The 17,044-nt window shown below is 68.1% G+C and carries 5 protein-coding genes; all 5 read left to right on the top strand.

Features of this window, described 5'->3' with window-relative positions:
* Nucleotides 1-331 precede the first annotated feature (331 nt).
* Genes AB0H00_RS22060 through AB0H00_RS22040 form a run of 5 tightly spaced genes read left to right on the top strand, consistent with a single transcriptional unit; the run spans nucleotide 332 to nucleotide 17,042 of the window.
* A complete protein-coding gene (locus AB0H00_RS22060; RefSeq protein WP_357268996.1) occupies nucleotides 332-6,901 on the top strand; it encodes an acyltransferase domain-containing protein in 6,570 nt (2,189 codons plus the stop codon).
* Nucleotides 6,894-12,191 (top strand): type I polyketide synthase, encoded by a 5,298-nt coding sequence (locus AB0H00_RS22055; protein WP_357268993.1) that lies wholly within the window; start codon nucleotides 6,894-6,896, stop codon nucleotides 12,189-12,191. Before AB0H00_RS22060 ends, AB0H00_RS22055 begins: the two co-directional genes overlap by 8 nt.
* A complete protein-coding gene (locus tag AB0H00_RS22050; protein ID WP_357268990.1) occupies nucleotides 12,188-15,175 on the top strand; it encodes a beta-ketoacyl synthase N-terminal-like domain-containing protein in 2,988 nt (995 codons plus the stop codon). The genes AB0H00_RS22055 and AB0H00_RS22050 overlap by 4 nt, the downstream gene beginning before the upstream one ends.
* Nucleotides 15,172-15,837 carry a glutathione S-transferase N-terminal domain-containing protein gene (locus AB0H00_RS22045; protein WP_357268987.1) on the top strand — a complete coding sequence of 222 codons (666 nt, stop codon included), beginning with the start codon at nucleotides 15,172-15,174 and terminating at the stop codon, nucleotides 15,835-15,837. The genes AB0H00_RS22050 and AB0H00_RS22045 overlap by 4 nt, the downstream gene beginning before the upstream one ends.
* Nucleotides 15,834-17,042: a cytochrome P450 gene (locus AB0H00_RS22040; protein WP_357268984.1), complete on the top strand. Its 1,209-nt coding sequence runs from the start codon at nucleotides 15,834-15,836 to the stop codon at nucleotides 17,040-17,042. The genes AB0H00_RS22045 and AB0H00_RS22040 overlap by 4 nt, the downstream gene beginning before the upstream one ends.
* Nucleotides 17,043-17,044 lie beyond the last annotated feature (2 nt).

The raw sequence follows: 17,044 nt of genomic DNA, 5'->3' as shown, positions 1-17,044 counted from the left end.
GCAGGTGAGGGTAATCGCTCACACCGCAACCGAGGCGATGACCTGCAGGCGGCGTGGTTCGCGGCACTGCTCGAGCTGGGGGCTGCTGCCGCTCACGCCGATGAGAACACCTCAATGATCATGAACTACCAAGGTTTTGACTGCTGGCAGCGATTGCAGGGTCACAGATCGAGTCGGCGCAGGCACCGCAGGCGACAGGCCTGAACCCAAACCGACCAGACGGATTGCCCCCTTTACATGGCGAATTCGGCGGGGATACTATTCGGTCCGATTCGGGCGAGCCGCCGGCGACGCGCCAAGATCTAGTTGGTTGCTGGAGGTAACCCTATCCATGCTGGCATGGTCTATGGAGGCTGTGCGGGACTGGCTCATCGCCAGAATCGCCGCACTGAGCGGGCTGGATCCCGCTGCGATCGACGGCCGCGAGCCGTTCACCCGCTATGGGCTCGATTCACTGACGTTGACGGTGCTCGCCGAGGAATTGAGTGAGGCAGGCGACCATCCGGTGCCGCCGATCCTGTTATGGGCGCATCCGACGCCGACCGCATTGGCAGGCCGACTCACCGGAGCCGGATCCACACCCTCGGCGCAGCACGAATCGCCGGATCCGGAGCAGCCCATCGCGATCGTCGGTCTGTCCTGCCGGTTCCCCGGCGCTCCCGACGCGGCGGCATTCTGGCGATTACTCAGCTCGGGCGCGGACGCGCTCACCGAACCGCCGGACGGCCGATGGGCTGGAGAGGGTCCTCCGCGCGGCGGATTCCTCGACCGGATCGACGAGTTCGACCCGGAGTTCTTCGGTATCTCTCCCCGGGAGGCTCCGCACGTCGACCCGCAGCAACGGCTCATGCTCGAACTGATGCAGGAAGCCCTCGAGGACGCGGGCATCCCGCCGCACAGTCTCGGAGGCAGCCGGACCGGCGCGTTCGTCGGTGCGATGTGGAGTGAGTACGGTGCAGGAATTCGGGCGGACCCGGACCTGGTCACCCAGCACACGTTGGCCGGAGGCGACCCGAGCATTATTCCCGCCCGGCTGTCCTACACATTGGGTGCGCGCGGGCCGAGTCTTCAGGTGAACACCGCTTGCTCATCGTCCCTGGTCGCGGTACACCTTGCGGCGCAGAGCCTGCGCGGCGGCGAGTGCGATCTCGCGCTCGCCGGTGGCGTCAGCCTGATGCTGGCGCCGGACACGGTGCATGCGCTGGTCCGGCTCGGTGCGCTGGCACCGGACGGGCGGTCCAAAGCATTCGACGCGCGTGCCGATGGATACGGCCGCGGCGAAGGCGCCGGGATGGTCGTGCTGAAGCCGCTCGACCGGGCACTCGCCGACGGTGATCCGATTCATGGCGTGCTCAAGGGCAGCGCGGTGAACCACGACGGGTTCAGTAATGGCCTGACCGCGCCGAGCCCGCTGGCCCAAGAGTCCTTGCTGCGCACCGCCTATCGCCGAGCGGGGGTTGCGCCGGCCGACGTCGGGTACGTCGAGGCACACGGGACGGGAACGGCGCTCGGTGATCCGATCGAGGCAAGCGCGCTGGGTACTGTGCTCGGCGCGGGCCGGGCTGGTGACCAGTTGCTGCCGATCGGTTCGGTCAAGAGCGCGATCGGGCATCTCGAAGCGGCGGCCGGGATCGCCGGACTGATCAAGGTGCTGCTGGCGATGCGGCATCGCACCGTGCCACCATGCGGCCAGTTCGAGGAAGCCAACCCACATATCCCGTTCGACGAATGGGGTCTACGGGTGCCGTCGCGGTCGGAGGAGTGGCGAGGTGACGCGGGAGGTCGCCTCATCGCCGGGGTGAGCGCGTTCGGGTTCGGCGGCACGAACTGCCATGTGGTCCTCGAGAGCGGCGAGGACGCTCCGGTCCACCTGCTGCCTCTTGCCGCGGACACCGAAGACGGCCTCCGTGCCACGGTGCGGGAGCTGGCGACCACTCTGGACCGGCCCCCGATCGCCCGCTTGTGCGCCGCCGCATCGGCGAAGGCGGACGGCTCGCACCGGCTCGCATTGTCCATTCGCGACCACGACGAACTCGCCGCGGGCGCGGCGAGATTCCTCAGCGGCCACGCAGGCGCCGGGATCAGCACCGGAAAGGTCGACGGCGCCCGGCCGACAATCACGTTTCTGTTCGGCGGTCAGGGCGCGCAGTGGGCCGGGATGGGTGCGCGGTTGCTGCGCGAGCCGGCGTTTCGGTCGGTAATCATGCGGTGTGAGACCGCGCTGCGCCAGCACGTCGACTGGTCCCTTACCCGGCTGCTGACCTCCCCCGACGAGAGCTGGATCGAGCGCACCGAGCTGGCCCAGCCTGCGATCTTCGCGATGCAGGTCGCTTTGACCGGCCTGTGGCGATCATGGGGGGTCGAGCCGGATGCCGTCGCCGGGATGAGCATGGGTGAAGTCGCCGCCGCGCACGTCGCGGGGGCGATCAGCCTCGACGACGCCACATTGATCATGTGCAGGCGTAGCGCGATCGCCGCCGGACTCTCCGGCCACGGCGGCATGGCCGTTCTCGACCTGTCCACCGAAGCCACGAATGAGCTGCTGTCCCGGCACGGCGGCGACGTATGGGTCGCGGGCAGTGCGAGCCCCGGAAGCACGGTGATCTCCGGCGATCGAGCAACTATCCAGGTGATACGGGACCAACTCGCCGCGCGATCGGTCGCGTCGGCGCGGATCAGGGTCGACTACGCCTCGCACAGTCCCTATGTCGACCCGGTGCTGCCCGATTTGCGGGCCGCGCTCGCCGATTTGCGGCCCGGCGAGACCCGAATACCGTTCTACTCCTCGGTCACCGGGGCGCGGATGGACGGCGCGCTGCTCGATGCCGAGCACTGGGTGCGCACCGAACGAGAACCATGGCGATTCGACACCGCGATGGGACACCTGCTCGCCGGGGGCTGCCAGATTTTCGTCGACGCCGACCCCCATCCGATTCTCACGTCGGTGGTCGAACAGCACGGCGGCACGGCGCTGCCGACATTGCGCCGGGGTGACCGTGACCGCTCCACCTTGATCGACTCATTGGGCACGCTGTACACCCTGGGTGCCGCCGAGCCGCCGACACCGGTCCAGGGCCGGACGGAGTTGCTGGTGCTTTCCGCCCGCTCACGCGATTCCCTGCTGGCATCGGCGACCACAATGGCGCGCGAGTTCAGCAGCGGCAACGACATCGCGGTGCGCGACCTGTGTTACACGGCCGCGGTGCGGCGGGACCACCACGAACACCGGCTCGCGGTGACCGGTTCGACTCCGAAGGAGCTGGCCGATTCGTTGCGTGCGACGGTTGCGGGCAGTATGCCCAGCAACACGTGGATGGGCAGCGTGGCCCATGACGAGTCGCGAGGGATCGTGTTCGTATGCTCCGGCCAGGGTTCGCAATGGGCCGGAATGGGCCGGAACCTGTTGCGTGCCGAACCGGTGTTTCGCGCCGCCGTCGAGGAATGCGAAAGATTGTTACGGCCGCTGACCGAGTGGTCGCTGACGGCCGAGCTGACCGCGCCGGCGGAACGTAGTCGCCTCGATGAGACCTCGGTCGCGCAACCGGCCCTGTTCGCGATCCAGGTGGGAATCGCGCGGCTGTGGCAGGAATGGGGACTCGCGCCGGACGCGCTGATCGGCCACAGCGTCGGCGAAGTCACCGCCGCGTACCTGGCCGGGTCGCTGTCCATCGCCGAAGCGGTCGAGGTGGTGTATCACCGGGGCCGGTTGATGCAGGCCGCGGCCGGGGCAGGCGCGATGGCCTCCGTGGAACTGCCCGCCGAGCAGGTACGCGACCTGCTGAGCGGGTACCAGGGAGAGCTCACGATCGGCGCCGTCAACGACCCCGATTCGGCCGTCGTGTCCGGCGACGCCGCCGCACTGGCCGACTTGCTCGGACGGCTGCGCCACGACGGGGTCCCCTGCCGAGAGCTCCGGGTCGGTTACGCGTTCCACAGTGCGCGGATGGACGCGGCCGGGCACGAATTGTCTCAGGCGCTCGGCACGCTCGCTCCGGGGCCGAGCCGGTTGCCCGTCTACAGCACAGTTTCCGGAAAGCTCGTTGATGATCAGCCATTCTCCGCTGACTACTGGGTGCGAAACGTGCGGGAGACCGTGCGGTTCGCGGACGCGATGAACGGCGCGATCTCCGACGGGTACCGGATTTTCGTGGAGATCGGGCCGCATCCGGTTCTGCTGGAGAACGTCCAGCGATGCCTTGCCGCCCGCCGGGTCGATGGTCACGCCATCGCTTCGCTGCGCAGGGGCGAAGACGAACGGTCCGCGCTGCGCCGCGCGGCCGGCGCACTGTACGTCGGTGGCTGCTTGCCGGACTTCGACCGGCTATTCGATACCGGTCGGGTCGTTTCGCTGCCCGCTTACCCGTGGCAGCGAAAGCGATACTGGCTCGCGGCCGACCGGCGCACCGCGCTCTCCGGCGGCGACGGAGGCCATCCGCTGCTCGGCGCGGGCTTGATCTCGGCGGTGGAGCGCGGAACCCGGTACTGGCAACGCGCGCTGGACCCCGCGCGGCTGCCGTATCTCGCCGACCTCACGGTGCGCGGGAGCACCGTACTCTCGGCGGCCACCTTCGCCGAAATGGCACTGGCTTCGGGCGCCGAGGCGTACGGAACCAGCGACATCGCTGTTACCGACCTGGCGTTCGAGCGAATGCTGGAACTTTCCGGCGCAGTGGTGCCCGCGACCCAGGCAGTGATCAGCACGCGGGATGAACTCTTCCAGGTATTCAGCCGCCACGGTCCGGACTGGGTACGGCACGCGCTGGCCACCGTAGGCCCGGACACCGGCGAGCCGGATGTGCGCGAGGAACCCGCGGCGATCAGGCACCGCTGCACCGCATACCGGGATGGGACGCAGCACTACCATGCGCTGGCCGGGGCGGGGCTGGACATCGGTCCGCACCTTCGGCTGGTCTCGGAGCTGTGGTTCGGCCATGACGAAGTGCTGGCCCTGGTCGTGCCGCCGGAGCCGGCACACCATCGAGGTGCCGACTACCGCATCCACCCCTCGGTGCTGGACGCCGGTCTGCAGGCGCTGATCGCCCTGTGCAACGGTTCGTCCGGCAGCAACGTGGTGACCGGGATCGGTCGGTTGCGAGTGCATCGGACGCCGACGGGGCCGGTATGGGCCCACGGCCGATCGGCGGGACCGGGCTTCGACCTCTACCTGCTGGACGACGCCGGCCGAGTACTGGTGGAAGCCGAGGACGTGCGCTTGCGGCCGCTCCACTATCCCGACCCGGTCGCGGACTGTTTGTATACCGTCGAATGGCACGAACGAGCACACCGAGAACCGGTGCGAGACCGTGTTGAGCCGTGGATCGTGTTCGTGGGCGACGATTGCCTCGGCGCCGAACTCGCGGACGAACTGCGAGCTCGAGCCAAACAGTGCGATCTGGTGACTGCGCGGACAGCGGACCTGACTGGAATAGCGTCTCTGCGGGCGGTTCTGGCCGGACCGGCGCCGGCCGGGGTGGTGCACATCGGAAGTCTCGGCAGCGCGAGCGCGCGGGTGCTGGCCGACGCGCTGGCCGGAATGGGATGGCGCGATCAGCCACGGCTGTGGCTGGTGACCCGTGGCGCACAGGCGGTCGGCGAGCACACCTCTGCGGTGGGTGTCGACCAGGCCGCGTTGTGGGGACTCGGCAGGGAGATCGGGCTCGACCATCCGGAGCTGTGCGTCACGCGGGTGGACCTTGCCGCTCGGCCGACATCGGATGAGGTGGCCACGGTGGTGTCGGAATTGCTCAGCGATGATCGGGAGACCGATATCGCCCTGCGTCCCGGTGGCCGGTTCGTGGCCAGGCTGGTTCGCGTGCCGGATGTCGGTGAGCGGGCGGCGACGTTGCGGGCCGACGGCTCCTATGTGATCGACTGCGAGGACGCGGCACTCGCGGAGTCGTTCGCCGGGTGGCTGACCGACCGCGGTGCGCGCAACATCGTGATCTTGGACCGGACCGGTGCTATCGGGCCGATCAGCTGTCCCGGCGCACGGATCTCGATCTTCGACACCTGCGTTACCGACGACCGCGAGATGATCAGGCTGATCGCCGAGATCGAGGCCGCCGCCGGTCCCTTGTGCGGCCTCATCCACGCGGAGGGTGACGACAGCGCGTGGCGGTGGCATCAGCAGACGCTCGATCGCAGGCTTGATCTTTTCGTGCTCTGCTCTTCGGTCGCCTCGTTGTTCGGATGCCTGGGTGACCCGATGGGAAGCGCGCGGCTGGACGCGATCGCACACCATCGCCGCGCCCTCGGCTTGCGGGCACTGAGCCTGCATCTCGCGCAGGACGGCATGGCGGCACACGGCATCACCGATGCGTCCCCGGCGGGTCTCGCGCGGGCATTGGACCACGGCGTGCGCGCGGACTTCGTGCAGCTCGCGGTCATGAAGCTGAATCTCCGGCACTGGTTCGAGTCGTTCCCCGGCACGGCGGGGACACCGCTGTTCGACGAGATCGAATCCGGCGCCTCGGACATCGCCACCGCATTCGCCGGCAGGCTGGCTGCGACCAGCGCCCCGGAACGGTCGGGGTTGATCGAAGAGCATCTGATCGAGCAGGTTTCGCTGACGTTGCACCGAGATCCCGCGAGCCTGAGCCGGAAGGCGACGTTCCAGGACATGGGCATGGACTCGTTGATGGCGGTGGAGCTACGCAACCGGCTGGAATCCACGCTCGGCGTTCGGTTGTCCGTCGCGCTGGTCTTCACCTACTCCACCATCGCCGCGCTCGCCGAATTCATCGCGGACGAATCAGCGGTGGCCGAACCTCCGGCTGCGGAATCGGAACCGGACGATTGGTCTTCCGTCGCAGCGGACATCGATCTGCTCTCCGACGAGGAAGCAGAGGCCATGCTGCTGGACAGTATCCGGCTCGTCGAACAGGAACAACACGATGACTGAGCAGGTGTCGCCGGTGAAGCAGGCCCTGGCGGCAATGCGTACCCTGCAGACAAGGCTGGACCGGGAGCTGCTGGCGAAGACCGAGCCGATCGCCATCATCGGCATGGGGTGCCGGGTGCCGGGCGACGGCACCAGCCCTGAGAAATTCTGGCGGCTACTCGATGACGGCGTCGACGCGATCACCGAAGTGCCCCCGGACCGGTGGGCGGGCGAGGACGCCGGAGCTCCGACACGCTGGGGCGGTTTTCTGTCCGATGTGGACAAATTCGACGCGGCTTTCTTCGGTATCGCGCCTCGGGAAGCCGAGGCGATGGACCCCCAGCAGCGCCTGCTGCTGGAGGTGGCCTGGGAGGCGCTGGAACGGGCCGGGCATGCTCGGCCCGACCGGCTGACCGGCTCGAGGACAGGTGTGTTCGCCGGCGTTGTCGTCACCGACTACGACCGGCTCAGCGTCGGAAGACGGGACATCTATACCGTAACCGGCAACGGGCACTCGTTCCCCGCGGGACGGCTGTCCTACGTGCTCGGACTTCAGGGGCCGAGCATGGTCGTGGACACTGCGTGCTCGTCGTCGCTGGTCGCCGTGCATCTCGCGGTCCAAAGCCTGCGATCCGGAGAGAGCACGATGGCGCTGGCCGGCGGGGTCAACCTGATACTGGCCAGAGACATGACCGACATGTTGGCCAGTTCCCGGGCGCTGTCCGAAGACGGGCGATGCAAGACTTTCGACGCGCTGGCCAACGGCTATGTCCGAGGTGAGGGCTGCGGGATGCTGGTCCTCAGACGGCTCTCCGATGCGGTGGCAGACGGCGATCCGGTGCTCGCGGTGATCCGTGGTTCCGCAGTGAACTCCGACGGCCGTTCCTCCGGGCTGACCGCGCCCAATGTCTCCGCGCAGAAGGCATTGCTCCGTCAGTCCTTGCGCAGCGCTCGCGCCGACGCGGCGGACATCGGCTATGTCGAGACGCACGGCACCGGAACGCCGCTCGGTGATCCTATCGAGGTGGACGCGCTCGTCGACGTGCTCGGCGAGCTGCGGGACGACGGTTCGCGCTGCGTGCTCGGCGCGCTGAAGACCAACATCGGGCATCTCGAGGCGGCTGCCGGGGTCATCGGGCTGATCAAGGTCGTGCTCGCGCTGCGGCACGAGCGTATCCCGGCGAACCTGCACCTGCGCACCGTCAACCCCAGGATCGACCTCACCGGAACCGCCCTGGTATTGCCGAAGAATCCGGTCCCGTGGCCGAAACAGGACGGCGCGACTCGGATGGCGGGCGTCAGCTCGTTCGGAATCAGCGGCACCAACGCGCACGTCATCGTCGGCGATCCGCCGGAGCACGCCGAGTCTCCGAGGACCGAACCAGGACCGGCGCTGGTGCCGATCTCCGCTCGCCATGCGGACGCGCTGACCGATCTGGTCGCCGCCTTCCGGGCCGGCCTCGCCGAGCGGCAGGCCGAGGCCGCCGATATCGCCTACACCGCGGCTGTCCGCAGGCACCATCACGAGTACCGCGCCGCCCTGGTCCTGTCCGGCGACGGGCCGCCGCGACTGGTGCCGGGCACCGAACCGGACGAGCGGCCGCGAGTGGTGTTCGTGTTCCCCGGGCAGGGCTCGCAATGGCTCGGCATGGGACGCGCACTGCTCGCCGGTGAGCCCGCGTTCCGCGCGGCTGTCGATGCGTGCGACGACGCGATCCAAAATGAGACCGGTTGGTCTGTTATCGAAGAATTGACCGCCGAGCCGTCCAGGTCTCGGCTGGACCGGGTCGACATAGTGCAGCCGGTGCTGTTCGCGATGGAGGTCGCCTTGGCGGCTCTGTGGCGGTCGAAGGGCATCGAGCCGGACGCGGTCATCGGACACAGCATGGGCGAGGTGGCCGCCGCGCATGTGGCCGGCGCGCTCACGCTGGCCGACGCGACACGGATCATCTGCCGCCGCAGCCGGTTGCTGCGCGGACTGGCCGGGCGCGGCGCGATGGCGTTGGTGGACCTGCCGATGGAGCGGGCGCACACGGTGCTGTCCGGATTCGCCGATCGGGTGTCGATCGCGGCGAGCAACAGCGCACGCTCGACCGTGCTCTCCGGTGACCCGGCCGCGTTGGACGAGCTCCTGGCCGAGCTGGCCGGTGCGGGGGTGTTCTGTCGTCGGATCAAGGTCGAGGTCGCCGCGCACAGCCCGCAAGTCGACGCCATCACCGATGAGCTGAGTCGCCAGCTCGGTACGCTGACACCGGAGGCCACCACGGTGCCGATGTGGTCTACCGTGCTCGGAAAGGTCTGCGCCGCGGCGGAGCTGGATACCACGTACTGGATACGCAACCTTCGTGAGCCCGTGCTGTTCTCAGAGGCGATTCGTGACTGCATGGCGCTGGGGCGCACGGTATTCGTCGAGCTGAGCCCGCACCCGATCCTGCTGCCCTCGATCGAAGAGGACGGGGGAACGGTCATTCCGTCCGGGCGGCGCGAACACGATGAGCGAGCGGTGTTCCTCGAATCGCTTGCCGCGTTGTATGTCCGGGGTTGCCAGGTGGACTGGCCCGCGCTGCACCCGAAGGGCGGGCGCTGCGTGCCGCTGCCTGCTTACCCGTGGCAGCGCCAGCGGTACTGGGTGCACCGAACTCCGGGTCCTCGCACCGACCATGGGCATCCATTGCTTGGTGCGCCCGTCAGCCCCGCGACCTCACCCGGCACACGGATCTGGGAACGCGAACTGGATCTGCCGTATCTCGCCGACCATACGGTGGACGGCGCGGTGGTGTTCCCGGCGTCGGGCTACGTGGAGATGGCGCTCGGTGCGTCCGGTCGATCGTCGGTGCTGGAGGACCTCGCATTCGACCGGATGGTGATTCTCGGGAAGGACGGTTCCGGACACGTCCAGTTCATCGAGGACTCCGGCCGTTTTCAGGTGTATGGCCGAGCGACGAGGGACGAGCCGTGGGTTCCGTGCGCGCACGGAACGGTCCGTCATGGCGACGACGGGCCACCGCCGGCCGAGTCGCCGTCGTCGGTGCGGGACCGGTGCCGCACCGAGGTCGCCGTGGCGGAGCACTACGAACGGTATGCCAGTCGAACCATCGGCTACGGCCCGGCTTTCCGAGGTGTGCAACGGATCTGGGCCGGTGACGGTGAGGGCGTTGCCTTGGTCGAGCTGGCCGGGTCGTCCTCGGGGTACGTCTGCCACCCGGCGCTGCTGGACGCATGCTTCCAGGTACTCGGGGCTGTGCTGCTCGACCGGCGCGCGACCGGCGGGGTCATTCCGGTGCGGATCGACCGGCTGCGCGTGCACCGGCCACCCGGTGGCCGCGTGTGGGTACACGCGCGCGCGGGGTCGACCGAGGACAGTGGGGATCTGCTGGTGCTCGATGAGGACGGCGCGGTGCTGGTCGAGGTCGAGGGGCTGACGGTGGCAAGGCCTGCCGAAGCAGAACCGTACCGGGACTGGCTCTACCAGGTGGCATGGCGCCCGGTGCAACGGCTCGTGGCACCGGATCCCGGTGAAAGGGCTCCCGGGACATGGCTGGTGCTCACCGATTCCACCGGTGTCGGCACGGCGCTGGCCACGCTGCTGCAACAGCGTGGCCAGACCTGCGTACTGGTCGACAAGGAGGATATCGACATCGGCGACGACGACGCGTGGAGCGCGCTACTCGACGACGTCGCCGCCGGCGGACGAGCCTGCATCGGGGTGGTACACCTGTGGAGCCTGGACACCACCATTACCGAACACGTCACCGCCGACACGCTGACCGCCGATCAGCAGATCACCGGACTCAGCACGGTGCGTCTGGTCCGCGCGCTCGCTCGCCTCCGCCTGCGGGACCAGCCCCGGCTGTGGCTGGTCACCAGGGCAGCGCAGCAGGTAGGCCGCGAACCGGTCGAGGTGTCTCAAGCACCGTTGTGGGGACTGGCAAGGACACTGAGTGTCGAGCATCCCGAACTGGAGTGCACGCGGGTCGACCTCCAATCAAGGTGGGCGCCGAGCCGTTCCGCTGAAGAACTCCTCCCCGAGCTGGTCGGGGCGGACGGCGAAGACGAGATCGCGTTACGCGAGGAAGGGCGGAACCTGGCGAGGCTGGTACGGGCTTCGTTCGAGACCGGGAACGCCGAGCCGACCCTGCCCCAGGGGACGTACCTCATCAGCGGCGGTCTCGGCGGTCTCGGCATCGGCCTGGCACGCTGGCTGGCCGCGCGCGGGGTGCGGCACCTCGTGCTGGCCGGACGGCACGATCCGGCGCCGCACGTGCAGGCCAGGATCGCCGAGCTCAGAGGGGACGGCGTCGAGGTTGTGGTCGCCCGGGCGGACGTGGCCCGGCGCCAGGACGTCGCCCGAGTCCTCACGGACATCGACGAGCGGATGCCGCCACTGCGTGGAGTGCTGCACGCGGCCATGGTGCTCGACGATCGGACCATTCTGGAACTGGACGCCGAACGGTACGAGCGCGTGCTGGCACCCAAGATGCGGGGCGCGTGGAATCTGCATGAGCTGACCGGCGACCGGAAGTTGGAGTTTTTCGTCATGTACTCGTCGGCCTCGGCCTTGCTCGGCTCGCCGGGACAGGCCAACTACGCGGCCGCCAACGCATTTCTCGGCGCGCTCGCGCGACATCGGAAACACGGTGGCCGAACGGCATTGTGCGTGGACTGGGGGCTGTACTCGCAGGAAGGCATCATGGCAGGACGGAACGCGGAAGGGGAGCGGCTCGCGCACCGAGGGGTCGGCACCCTGACGCCCGAGCAAGGCATGGAAATTCTCGGTCGGCTGCTGAGCGGCAGTACCAGCCAGGTCGCGGCGGCCAATCTCGATCTCCGACAGTGGCTGGCGTTCTACCCGGCCTCGGCAGGTGCGTCGCTGTTCGGCGAACTCCGGGACGACGGCCGCGAGAGCGACAGAAGGCCATCGGCTCCCTGGTTCGCAGACCGGCTGCGTGCGGCCACCCCTGCTGAACGCCCGAGCTTGATCGACGCCCTCGTGACTGAGCAACTAGGCCAGATCCTGCACCTCGACGCCGCTCTTATCGACCGGAAGGCGCCGCTGGCCGCCACGGGAGTCGACTCGCTGATGGCGCTCGAACTCCGGAACAGGCTGGAGTCGGCGCTAGGCATCCGGCTGTCCGCGACGTTGCTGTACGCCGCACCGACGGTGCGAGCACTGACCGAACAGCTACTCGGCGTACTCGATATGGCCCAGCCGCAGGCGGCCACCGACGAGTTCGACGACCTCGCCATAGACGACCTTCTGGCGCGGATCGACGGTTCGATCGACCGGCTCGAAAACGGGGAGCTGCCATGACCCTCGTCGACGAGGAAGGCTACCGCTCACGTCTTGTCAAAGCCGCTTCCGCGCTGCGCAGTCTGGAGGCCGAGGTCGCGCGGTTGACGCGGCAGCACACCGAACCCATCGCGGTGATCGGTATGGGTTGCCGCTTTCCCGGTGGGGTCGACGATCCGGAATCATTCTGGACACTGCTTTCCGACGGCGTCGACGCGGTGTCCGAGCGGCCAGCCCCCGCTACCGAGGATGCCACGCGGACAGGTGCCTTTCTGTCCGATGTGGACGGTTTCGACGCGGCGTTCTTCGGGATCTCGCCGCGGGAGGCCGCCGCGCTGGATCCGCAACACCGGCTGCTGCTCGAAGTCGCATGGGAGGCGCTGGAAGACGCCGGAGTGGTGACCGAGCGGCTGGCCGGCAGCAGAACCGGCGTGTTCGTCGGTATGAGCAGCAACGACTACCTGCTGCTCAGCGCCCGATCCGGCGCCATGGGTGGGTACACGGGCACTGGAACGGCGCACAGTTTCGGCGCGGGCCGGTTGTCGTACCTGCTCGGGCTGCGCGGGCCGAGTCTGTCGGTGGATACCGCGTGCTCGTCGTCGCTGGTCGCGGTGCACCTGGCGATCCGGAGTCTGCGAACAGGGGAGAGCTCGCTCGCGCTGGCCGGCGGAGTGAACCTCGTTCTCGACGACTCGGTCACCGAGATGGTCGCCGATCTGCAAGCGCTGTCACCGGACGGCCGGTGCCGCACGTTCGACGCGCGCGCGAACGGGTTCGTCCGGGGCGAGGGTTGCGGAATCGTTGTGCTGAAGAAGCTGTCGGACGCGCTGGCCGACGGTGATCGGGTGCTCGCGGTGCTGCGGGGCTCTTCGATGAACTCGGATGGTCGCTCGGCCGGACTGACCGCGCCGAACCCATTGGCGCAGCAGGACATGCTGCGCCAGGCGTTCGCCGATGCGCGCGTGCGCCCCGGCGACATCGGATACGTGGAGACCCACGGCACCGGCACCGCGCTCGGCGACCCCGTGGAGATCGAGGCCTTGACCGAGGTTTTCGGCGAGCCGGACCCGGACAGCGGCGGTTGTGTGCTCGGCGCGGTCAAGACCAACATCGGGCATCTCGAGGCCGCCGCCGGTGTCGCCGGACTGATCAAGGCGGTGCTGGTCTTGCGGTACGGGAAAATTCCCCGCAACCTGCACTTCAACACACTGAATCCGAGGATTTCCCTGACCGGAACTCCCTTCGTGATACCGAAGACGGCCGTCGCGTGGCCCGCAGGCGAGCGGCCACGGATCGCCGGCGTCAGCTCGTTCGGCATGAGCGGCACCAACGCGCATGTCGTCGTCGCCGAAGCGCCCACGGCCGAGCAGGTGCCACCGCGCGCCGGACCGATCCTTCTTCCGCTGTCGGCACGAAGCCGGGCAGCACTGATCGACCTGGCTTCGGCACACGCGAGTGTCCTCGAGGGGGACAGCGATCCGCACGACATCGCCTACACCGCGGGCGCCCGGCGTGATCATCATGAGCGGCGGATCGCGGTGGTCGGCGAGTCCGCAACCGAGCTGGCCGAGAAGTTGCACGCCCTGGCTCGGGATGGTGTCACCGCGGCACGAGCCGACACACCGCCCGCGCTCACCTATGTCTTCTCCGGACAGGGCGCGCAGTGGATCGGCATGGGACGGCAATTGCAATCCAGCGAGCCGGTCTTCGCCGCCACACTCGGTAGATGCGATGAGCTCATCGCGCAGAACGCGTCGTTCTCGCTGCTCGCCGAACTGGCCGCGCCGCCGGACAGGTCGAGGTTACAGCGCACCGAGATCGCCCAGCCCGCGCTGTTCGCCATTCAGATCGCTCTGGCCTCCCTGCTGTCCTCATGGGGCGTTCGACCGGACGCGGTCATCGGGCACAGCGTCGGGGAAATCGCCGCCGCGCAGGTCGCGGGCGCGCTGAGTCTCGCGGACGCCATCAGGATCGTGGTGTCCAGGGGCCGCATCATGGCACGCGCCGACGGTTCGGGGGCGATGGTCTCGGTCGCGCTCAGCCAGGATGAGATCGCGGCCTTGATGTCGACAACGGACACTTCGGTCGCGGTGGCGGCTGTCAACGATGACAGATCCGTCGTGCTCTCCGGCGCGGTGGACGAGCTGCGCACGCTGCTCGACCCGCTCCAGCGACGAGGCGTTCGCTGCCGCAGGCTACCGGTCGACTACGCGTTCCACTCGCCGTCGATGGCGCCGCTGGCCGTCGAACTCGCGGAGGAACTCGGCACGGTCGAGGCCAGCCGGACCTTGTGCCCGCTGTACAGCACGGTCCGCGGCGACCGGATCGGCGGACATGAATTGACCGCGGCCTATTGGGCGGACAACGTCCGGCATCCGGTCCGGTTCGCCGAAGCCGTGCACGCCGCGGCCAGAGATGGGCAACAGGCTTTCCTCGAGATAGCACCGCATCCGGTGCTCTCCGGCCATGTGGCGAACTGTCTCGGCAGGGGAGCGGCGATACCGACGCTGCGCAGGGAGCGGCCGGAACTGCGGGGCCTGCTCGGCTCGGTCGCCGAACTCTATACCGCGGGGTATCCGGTGGACTTCGCCGGCCTTTACCGGGATCGCCGCCCGGTGGTGTCGTTGCCGCGCTATCCGTGGCAGCGCAGACGTTACTGGCTCGACACCCCAGAACCGCCAGGGGAACAGGCGGCCGTGGAGCCGGTGCGCTGGGTCGATGAGCTGATCGGATTGCCGGACGGCGAGAAGGAGGCCGCGATCGAGTCAGCCGTGCGCACGGACACGGCTGCCGTGCTCCAGTCTTCGCCTTCGGATGTGCCGGTCGACGGCATGTTCATGGAACTGGGCATGGATTCGCTGATGACCGTACAACTGCGGCACGAACTGGCCGCCCGAACGGGTCTCGCGCTGCCGGCGACCCTCGCCTTCGACCATCCGACCCCACGGGCGATCACCCGGTACTTGCTGAAGGCGCTCGCCGAGCATGTAGAAAATGGATCATGATGAAGGTATACGGGACGGCCACCAGCGCGTGTACGCACAAGGTGCTGATGGTGCTCGCGGAGAAAGACCACCAAGCCGAACTGATCGAGGTGAGTGTCCTCAAAGGACACGACAAATCCCCCGAACACCGGGAACGCCAGCCCTTCGGGGAGATTCCGGTACTCGAGGACGACGGGTTCCTGCTGTACGAATCGCGGGCGATCATCCGCTATCTCGATCAGCGGCTGCTTGGCCCCGCGCTGACGCCGGATAACCTCCAGCTGCGCGGGCTGATGGAACAGTGGATCAGCATCGAGCAAAGCTATGTCAGCGGCCCGGTGTGGGAGCTGGTCCGCGGCGGCCCGGTCTACGAGATCATCCGGGAAAGTCCCGCCGCGCCGCTTTTGCCACCGCCACCGGACCAGGACGCGATCGTCGCTGCCCGCGCTGCGCTGGCCACACCGTTCGACGTCGCGGACGCCACGCTGGCCAGGCAGGAGTTCCTCGCCGGCCCTGAGTTCTCTCTCGCCGAGGTCACCTGGCTGCCCTACTTGCAGTATCTGGTCGCCTCCAACGGCGCTGACTTGATCGATGCGCGGCCGAACCTGGCGCGGTGGTGGCGGGAGATCAGCGGAAGGCCCACCTGGCTCCGAGTCGGCAAGGTGCTGGAGCGGCCGGAATGAACCGGTTCGATCTCTGGGGTGAGCAGATGCGCGTCGATCCGTTGCCGACGCTGGCGCTGATGCGTGCCGAGGCACCGATCGTCCGGCTGTTCAATCCGCACCAGGGGGCGCCCGAGTGGCGCGTGACCCGCTACGCCGACGTCGCCGAACTGCTCCGCGACCCCCGTTTCACCAAGGACAAGCGGAAACTGTCCGATCAGGCGCGCTCCCGGTACTTCCGGGTCACCGAATTCGACCGGCTGGACAAACACATGCTCTACGCCGATCCGCCGGAGCACACCAGAATGCGCGCATTGGTGGCCAAGGCATTCACGCCCCGCCGGATCTCACAGCTGCGCCCCCGCATCGCCGAAGCGACGGCGAAGCTGCTGGACCTGGCCGAGCGCCAGGACTCGGTGGACCTGCTCGACGCCTTGGCCTTCCGGCTGCCGATCACCGTGCTGGTCGAGCTGATCGGGGTTCCGATCGAAGACCAGGAGCGCTTCCGGGAGTGGACCAGAATTCTGATCGCTCCGCCGTCGGAAGGAGACTTCGACGCTTTGCGCCGCATGGCGATCGAGTTCCAGCAGTACCTGGAGGAATTCCTCGCGCTGCGCCGCAGGCGGCCCCGCGACGATCTCACCAGTGCGTTGATCGAAGCGGAGACGCATGGCGACCGGCTGTCGTCGGTGGAACTGATGAGCATGGTGTTCCTGCTCATCGCGGCAGGTTTCGAGACGACTGGGAACCTCATCGGCAATGGGGTGTGGGCGCTGCTGCGGCATCCCGCGGAACTGCGTCGGCTGCGCGCCACGCCGGAACTCATCGAACCGGCCATCGAAGAGGTGTTGCGATACTGCCCGCCGGTGGCGAACAGCACCGGGGCCTTTCCCCTGACCGATGTCGAGTTCCGGGGAACGGTCATCCCGGCCGAGGAACTGGTCGTCGCTTCGCTGCTGTCTGCACATCATGATCACACGCAGTTTCCCGAACCGGACCGGTTCGACATCACCAGGACACCGAATCGGCACCTGGGTTTCGGTCTCGGCCTGCACTTCTGTCTCGGTGCGTCACTGGCAAGACTCGAGGCGACGACGGCGATCAGCATCCTGGTGCAGCGCTTTCCGGAGCTGCGATTCGCGGCCGATCCGGACACGTTGCGGTGGAAGAACGGCGTATTCGTCAATGGTCTGGAATGCCTTCCCGTCACCTGGGAGGCGCGGTGAGG

Source organism: Nocardia sp. NPDC023852 (genome assembly GCF_040639505.1).
Classification (GTDB): domain Bacteria; phylum Actinomycetota; class Actinomycetes; order Mycobacteriales; family Mycobacteriaceae; genus Nocardia.
This window is presented reverse-complemented; position numbering and strand designations above follow the sequence as displayed.